General features: G+C 37.8%; 6 protein-coding genes and 10 tRNA genes. 2 read left to right on the top strand and 14 right to left on the bottom strand.

The features are described from left to right. Positions 1–66: 66 nt before the first annotated feature. Positions 67–1,275, top strand: coding sequence for a CynX/NimT family MFS transporter (locus tag B2R82_RS09090; RefSeq protein WP_286924550.1), 1,209 nt, complete (start codon positions 67–69; stop codon positions 1,273–1,275). 63 nt (positions 1,276–1,338) lie between these two features. On the opposite strand, the gene B2R82_RS09095 is transcribed toward B2R82_RS09090, so the two are convergent. The 4 genes from B2R82_RS09095 to B2R82_RS09110 all read right to left on the bottom strand — a co-directional run bounded on the left by B2R82_RS09095 (position 1,339) and on the right by B2R82_RS09110 (position 4,471). Then, positions 1,339–1,869 (bottom strand): hypothetical protein, encoded by a 531-nt coding sequence (locus B2R82_RS09095; RefSeq protein WP_286924551.1) that lies wholly within the window; start codon positions 1,867–1,869, stop codon positions 1,339–1,341. 248 nt (positions 1,870–2,117) lie between these two features. Continuing rightward, on the bottom strand, positions 2,118–3,164 hold the full coding sequence (locus tag B2R82_RS09100) for a nitric oxide synthase oxygenase (RefSeq protein ID WP_286924552.1): 1,047 nt from the start codon (positions 3,162–3,164) through the stop codon (positions 2,118–2,120). 391 nt (positions 3,165–3,555) lie between these two features. Further along, positions 3,556–3,807, bottom strand: coding sequence for a CPCC family cysteine-rich protein (locus tag B2R82_RS09105; protein ID WP_286924553.1), 252 nt, complete (start codon positions 3,805–3,807; stop codon positions 3,556–3,558). A gap of 286 nt (positions 3,808–4,093) precedes the next feature. After that, the gene (locus tag B2R82_RS09110; protein ID WP_286924554.1) at positions 4,094–4,471 is read right to left on the bottom strand and encodes a winged helix-turn-helix transcriptional regulator; all 378 of its coding nucleotides are present in this window, start codon (positions 4,469–4,471) and stop codon (positions 4,094–4,096) included. Between the two features lie 129 nt (positions 4,472–4,600). Here B2R82_RS09110 and B2R82_RS09115 point away from each other — a divergent pair, with 129 nt between their 5' ends. Beyond that, positions 4,601–5,227, top strand: coding sequence for a nitroreductase family protein (locus B2R82_RS09115; RefSeq protein ID WP_286924555.1), 627 nt, complete (start codon positions 4,601–4,603; stop codon positions 5,225–5,227). Between the two features lie 416 nt (positions 5,228–5,643). On the opposite strand, the gene B2R82_RS09120 is transcribed toward B2R82_RS09115, so the two are convergent. The 10 genes from B2R82_RS09120 to B2R82_RS09165 form a co-directional block, all read right to left on the bottom strand. Then, a tRNA-Glu gene (locus B2R82_RS09120) sits at positions 5,644–5,715 on the bottom strand. A gap of 1 nt (position 5,716) precedes the next feature. After that, positions 5,717–5,793 (bottom strand) — tRNA-Asn (locus tag B2R82_RS09125). A gap of 7 nt (positions 5,794–5,800) precedes the next feature. Then, positions 5,801–5,874: transfer RNA gene (locus tag B2R82_RS09130), tRNA-Ile, on the bottom strand. A 5-nt stretch (positions 5,875–5,879) separates the two neighbouring features. Beyond that, a tRNA-Gly gene (locus tag B2R82_RS09135) sits at positions 5,880–5,953 on the bottom strand. A gap of 6 nt (positions 5,954–5,959) precedes the next feature. Further along, positions 5,960–6,035 (bottom strand) — tRNA-Phe (locus B2R82_RS09140). 4 nt (positions 6,036–6,039) lie between these two features. After that, positions 6,040–6,132: transfer RNA gene (locus B2R82_RS09145), tRNA-Ser, on the bottom strand. Between the two features lie 13 nt (positions 6,133–6,145). Continuing rightward, positions 6,146–6,221: transfer RNA gene (locus B2R82_RS09150), tRNA-Ala, on the bottom strand. A 14-nt stretch (positions 6,222–6,235) separates the two neighbouring features. Beyond that, positions 6,236–6,312, bottom strand: a tRNA-Pro gene (locus B2R82_RS09155). Between the two features lie 11 nt (positions 6,313–6,323). Next, positions 6,324–6,400 (bottom strand) — tRNA-Arg (locus tag B2R82_RS09160). A 222-nt stretch (positions 6,401–6,622) separates the two neighbouring features. Beyond that, positions 6,623–6,695 (bottom strand) — tRNA-Lys (locus B2R82_RS09165).

Here is a 6,695-nt window from a genome sequence, read left to right on the forward strand (position 1 = left end):
TTTAATATTGTGATAAAGTAGTATAGTGATTTAATTATAATTGAATGCAAACAGGGGGGATTTATTTTGACAACAAATGAAGATTCAACTAGTTATCCTAGCAGGAAAATTAGCTGGAGGGGAGCTACCTTATTATTAGTCATTGGCGTTATTTGTATTGCCTCGACATTACGAATGCCATTAACAGTTGTGGGACCTATTATTTCTTTTATACGAGAAGATTTAGGTATATCAAATGTATTAGCTGGATTTCTAACCACTATTCCTCTTCTCGCTTTTGCGATTATATCGCCTTTTGCACCAGTTGTTGCACGTAAATTGGGACTTGAGCTAACACTATTTTTATCCACTATCCTTTTAGCATTAGGTATTGTATTACGCTCTCTGGGAACAACAAGTCTACTTGTGTTTGGAACTATGCTAATTGGGGTTGCTATTGCATTTGGAAATGTACTTATTCCGGGATTACTCAAGTTAAAATTTCCTTATCATGTGGGCTTACTTATGGCATTTTTTACAATGTCCATGAATTTAACAGCAGGACTCGGTGCTGGGATTAGCTACCCTATCGCCCGATCATCTCTAGGTTGGCAAGGAGCACTGGCTATTGCACTTATTCTAGTTGTGTTAACTATTTTAATTTGGATTCCACAATTAAAGTTTAATAAACCCGAGCCCACTGTAAAGAAAACGAAAGAACGTTCACCTTTATGGAAATCCCCAGTTACCTGGGCAGTAACAGGTGCTATGGGATTACAATCATTGTTATTTTATACAACTGCAGCATGGATTCCTGAAATTTACATATCACAAGGGTTAGCTGCTGATCGTGCAGGTTGGATGTTCTCCATCATGCAATTTTCGCAAGTTCCAATGGCTTTAGCTGTGCCAATCATTGCTAGTAAAATGACGTCTCAGCGACCTCTTGTCTTAATGTTTACAGCGTTTTACTTAATAGGCTTTGTTGGCGTTGTCATGGAGTGGACTAGCCTTGGGGTACTTTGGATGATTCTATTAGGCCTAGCAGGTGGGGCTTCCTTTGCCTTAGCCATGATGTTCTTCACACTCCGCACTCGTACAGCCTTTGAAGCTGCTGATTTATCAGGCTTTGCGCAATCATTAGGCTATTTATTTGCTGCAATTGGTCCTATTCTTTTTGGCTACCTGCATGATTTATTTGGTGGCTGGAATATTGCTGGCTGGCTCTTTGTCGTTGTAGCTGTAATACTCTTTTTATGTTCATTTAGAGCCTCTAAAGATGAATATGTCCATTAAATTAAAGCAGATGGGAAAACCAGTCTTGTTCTCCATCTGCTTATTTTCTGTGCTTATACTTTTTTATTTATCATGCTGTTTTAATATAGTTAGCAGCTCATCAAGATCTTTTGTGGCTTCTTTGTTATGAGCATTTATAGCAGTAAAAATTGGAAGAGCCTCTTGTAAGAGTAAATGACTAAAATAATAATAGCTCAAAAAAGCCTGCTGCTCATAGCCCTTTGGCGTTTCTTCCTCCCATTCCAGTTCATCATCCTCCTCATCTTCTATCCATAAATATTTGGCCTCTAGTAGCTCCTGCATAGTTTGAACCGTATATGCTGGGTCTAAATAATCCTCAGTAATCACTTGCGCCACAGCTAAATAAAGCTCTATTTCTTGTAATGAAACGTCTTCCATGTTTTTGTTGGCAAGCTTTTTTAAAAGGATAAGCAAAACCCATGGTGTCACCTGCCATAATGTGCCTTGATGCTCAATTAATTCAGCAAGCTGCTGAAATTGCTCCTGTTCAATCAGCTGAGGGATAGCTGTTCCTCTACCGTAGGGTGTCGTCAATTGTTGCCATGGGATATTCGGGATAGGCTGGTTCAACATTTGGATTGCTCCTCTCCTAAAAAACAAGATAGCTTAAGTGTAAATGGGATTATTGCGATTGTATATAGGTACTAAGAGAGGCAATCTAGAACAGTATTTTATCGATAAATATGCATCATTGCTGATACTTCTGACTGCATGAATAATATGGCAAACTAAAAGAGGCAATAGTTGTGGATAGTGGAATTAATGGAGATCTCCGTAAAATCCTTCAGGAGCTGTTGGGATATTTAACAGCTCCTTTACAGTTAATAGTATGGCTTTTGATAGAAGTAATTTGGTGTATGATAAATATTTATATAAGGTTTATGAAATATATGAGTCGTTGCAGGCGAAAGCGGCGGTATTAACCATGTCCAGTTGCCTGTCAGTTCTCGCCCTACCGATTCCTCTGCTTCTTCAAACAGTTTAAACTGTTGTGCTGCTGTATGATGATCCACAATGCTCACTCCATCTTCTTTAAAAGAATGAAGGACAGCAATATTAAGCTCCACTAATGCACGGTCTCGCCAAAGAGAGGCTTGTTTACTCGTATCAAGATTAAATATCTCTGCAATAGCTGGTAGCATATTATAGCGATCATGATCTGCTAAATTACGTGCACCGATTTCTGTCCCCATGTACCAGCCGTTAAACGGGGCTGCTTGAAAATCAATACCCGCCATTTGAAAACGCATGCTTGAAATAATAGGTACGGCATACCATTTCAACTGTAATTTCTCCACACCCACTGCCTCGGGATGACGAATTGGTACCTCTAAAATATATTCTGTTGGAATTGTAAACAGCTGTGGAGCACGCCCATCTACCTGTACGACAAGTGGTAACACGTCAAATGGTGTTCGCTGACCTTTCCAGCCTAATGATTCACATACTTTTGTAAACGCAATGGAACTTGAATCACCAATAACACCTGCTTCCGTTTCATAGCCTGCATAACGAATTAACTGATGATTCCATATACGTACTCGATCTGAAGCAAACACGGTTATGGTTGGACGAATTTTCCCACTATTTGTTGCATAGTCAATATGCTCTAGTAGCTTTTGAAAAATGTGCTGTTCCTCTAAAACATCACGTGCATCTACTACATGTAATGACTGCCAGAACAGGCGACCAATACATTTGTTGCTATTACGCCATGCAACCCGTGCACCAAAAATTAGTTCGTCTGTTGTTGGACTGTATTCTCCTGCACTTCTAATCTGTTGTAATCTATTCTCTAACCAAAATTCAGATTCATTTTGCTCTGCCTGATATAGATTTAAGAACTGTTGTATCTCCTGTATATTCATGTCGATTCCTCCACCTACCCTCATATTAGAGGAACAAAACAGGAAGCACCACGAAAATATCTTTAGAAAAAACATACATATTGCATATATGAAATAGTTTGTTCAAATTTAATGATGGCTATCATGTAATTTCATGAAGGCTCAAAAGCTTTATTTATCAAGCTCTAATTAATGTAATAATTTCTTTAATAACTATTAAAACTAATTAATAGTCACTAAATATCATATGTTAGCCACTTGTCTTTAAATCGTAATATACAAATCAATTAAACTGTATGTGGTCATTGTACCATTCTGTAAATCCTATTGTATTCCACAAAAAAACACCTACCGAAGCAAGTGTTTTGATAATGTCTATTTTGAATTAGAGCTCTGTACTCCTTATATGCTATTAACACTCCACATTATTTTCTGAAAGCTCATCTTCTTTGGGAGCTCTAACAGATTCTATAAACCGCTTTTCAGACGCACCAAATTCTTTATAATTTACTTGTGCTTGATGCAAAGAAACATTATTTGGGCCAATCACTTTATCTGGCATGTCTTGTCCCACAGCATCATATTGCCAATAACAAACTTCACAAATATCATAGTCACGCTCAACTGTGAAATACCCACAAGACGGACATTTTTTTATTGTCATTTTATCACCTTTTCTATTTTGGGGCATAAAGTTCATTCTGTTTTAACCAATACATAATTTTATGTTCTGGTTTAAAGTAAGTTGATATCCCTCCATACTTTAACCTCCCCATCATCGGGCGGTCCTTTTAAGCTTTTAATAGTCTAAAATAATTCACTACATATAATCATTAAAAATAGAGACAATATGTAAAAAAACTATCTCCGAAAATATGTTATCCTCAGCATTCCCGTATGGTTTGAAACAATAGAAGACAAGTCAAATAAGGAACAAGTGGCAATGACTATTACAATTTCTTTTCGTTTTGGGAACTGAGGAACGTATCACAATAAATTTGCTGATCTTTCTCTATACCTTTTATAAATGCATAGTTATTACCCCATTCACACATTGTGTTTAATACTGGTACAAATGATTTTCCTAGATCAGTTAAGCTGTATTCCACTTTTGGAGGTACTTCTTTAAATACTTCTCTTTGTACAAGTCCATCTCTTTCTAACTGTTTCAATTGATCTGTTAGGACTTTTTGTGTAATTCCAGGTATTAATTCATAGAACTCCTTTGTCCTTACTGATTTTTGGCTCAAGAAAAAGAGTATTAAGCATTTCCATTTTCCACCTGCAATGTTCATGAAAATGTTGATTCCAGTATTATAGTTAACCATCTGTTTCCTCCTAACTCCTAAAAAGGCACTTTAAAGTGGCTATACCACTTTAAAGTGCGTTATTTTCTTATTTATTATTGCTTACTATAATTAAAGCTGCAACATAATAATAATTTCGGAGTTGATAGCATGAGTGTAAAAAATATTTTAGAAAAAAGACGTTCAGTTAGACATTATGATCCAAGGTATAAAATTAGTTCAGAAATTCTAACCTCATTAGTTGAAAGTGCAAGTAAGTCACCTAATGGTAATAATATACAATCTACTCGTTACTTAATTATTGATGAGCCAGACTTAAGAAATTTATTACTACCTATAGCTTTTAATCAGCAACAAGTGATAGAGGCTTCAACATTAATTGTTATGTTGGGAGATTATCAGGCATTCGATAAAGAAAATATTATTAAGATACATGAAGAAGGCTTTCAAGCTGGTTATTTTGATGAATCACTAAGAGATTATCTAGCGAATGCTGCAATAAATTATTATGAAAATAAATCTAAGGAAGATCTAAAGCTAGAGTTAACTAGAGATGTAAGTCTTGCTTCAATGTCATTAATTTTGTTAGCAAATGAAGCTGGTTTTGAGACAATCACAATGTCAGGTTATGATTCTAGGAAATTAAAAGAAATCTTAAATATTTCTGAAAGGTATTTAGATGTTATGCTTATAGCTATTGGTAAAGGTATTAAAGCTGGTCATAAGACCGTAAGACATAATGTAAATAAAGTATTGTATAGAAACCAAATCATTTAGGTGCTTTCTTAGTATCTGATTATGTTAAATAGGTAGACAAAGAAATATGTATTGTTAATGTAAGCAAAAATGACCTGTTACTCATTTAAAGTGAGTACCGGTCATTTATTTATATGATTTAAATTTGTAAGTCTTCACCTTGTGTATCAAGGCTTAAATAACCCACACCAGTAAGTTCTTTATAAACTTAAAATTATTTACCTCTGACTTTGAACTGTCTATAGATTCATTAATTGGCTCTATCTAGTGCAGGATCATACTTTCTAATGCACTATGATAATTCCTCTCAAATGACCATGGTTTCATTTAGGATGGTATTATAATTTTTGGCTTATAATTTCACTATTTTATAAGGCAATTTGATTGACATACATAAAGAAAAAAGCATGTAACACACAACTGTGCTACATGCTTGATGACCCGTACGGGATTCGAACCCGTGTTACCGCCGTGAAAGGGCGGTGTCTTAACCACTTGACCAACGGGCCGTGGCTCCGAAGGCAGGACTCGAACCTGCGACAACCTGATTAACAGTCAGGTGCTACTACCAACTGAGCTACTTCGGAATAATGATGGGCCTAAATGGACTCGAACCATCGACCTCACGCTTATCAGGCGTGCGCTCTAACCAGCTGAGCTATAGGCCCCATTTTGGAGCGGGTGATGAGAATCGAACTCACGACATCAGCTTGGAAGGCTGAGGTTTTACCATTAAACTACACCCGCAAATAATGGTGGGTCAGGACGGAATCGAACCGCCGACACTTAGAGCTTCAATCTAATGCTCTACCAACTGAGCTACTGACCCGAAATGGAGGAGGTAGAGGGATTCGAACCCCCGCGCGGTGTTACCCGCCTGTCGGTTTTCAAGACCGATCCCTTCAGCCAGACTTGGGTATACCTCCAAAAATATTGAAATGGTGGAGCCTAGCGGGATCGAACCGCTGACCTCCTGCGTGCAAGGCAGGCGCTCTCCCAGCTGAGCTAAGGCCCCAAATAAAATAAAGATGGTCGGAATGACAGGATTCGAACCTACGACCCCTTGGTCCCAAACCAAGTGCTCTACCAAGCTGAGCTACATTCCGAAAACATACTATGGCGCGCCCGACAGGAGTCGAACCCATAACCTTCTGATCCGTAGTCAGACGCTCTATCCAATTGAGCTACGGGCGCATATGTATCTATCAATTTCGCCTTGGTGTAATTATTGCGTCCGGATTTTGAATTGTACCTAGGCCTGCACGATGCAGGTCAGTTAGCCGTTTTCCCAGGATGCGAAGATTTTAGGTAACATCCTTTTGTTCATTCCTTTGAAAATCCGTGACATCCGCCGGAGGCTTTATCTTCATTCAGTAGGTGTTTGGACAACCACTGAAAGAATGAAGATAAAAATGATGAGCCATGAAGGACTCGAACCTTCGACCCTCTGATTAAAAGTCAGATGCTCTACCAACTGAGCTAATGGCTC

The organism is Lysinibacillus sp. UBA6686 (assembly GCF_002455205.1).
In the GTDB taxonomy this organism is placed as follows: domain Bacteria; phylum Bacillota; class Bacilli; order Bacillales_A; family Planococcaceae; genus Lysinibacillus; species Lysinibacillus pakistanensis.

Coding starts and splice junctions, on each gene's coding strand:
- B2R82_RS09100 (WP_286924552.1), bottom strand. CDS start 3,164: ATGAATATACAGGAGATACAACAGTTCTTAAATCTATATCAGGCAGAG.
- B2R82_RS09105 (WP_286924553.1), bottom strand. CDS start 3,807: ATGACAATAAAAAAATGTCCGTCTTGTGGGTATTTCACAGTTGAGCGT.
- B2R82_RS09115 (WP_286924555.1), top strand. CDS start 4,601: ATGAGTGTAAAAAATATTTTAGAAAAAAGACGTTCAGTTAGACATTAT.
- B2R82_RS09095 (WP_286924551.1), bottom strand. CDS start 1,869: ATGTTGAACCAGCCTATCCCGAATATCCCATGGCAACAATTGACGACA.
- B2R82_RS09110 (WP_286924554.1), bottom strand. CDS start 4,471: ATGGTTAACTATAATACTGGAATCAACATTTTCATGAACATTGCAGGT.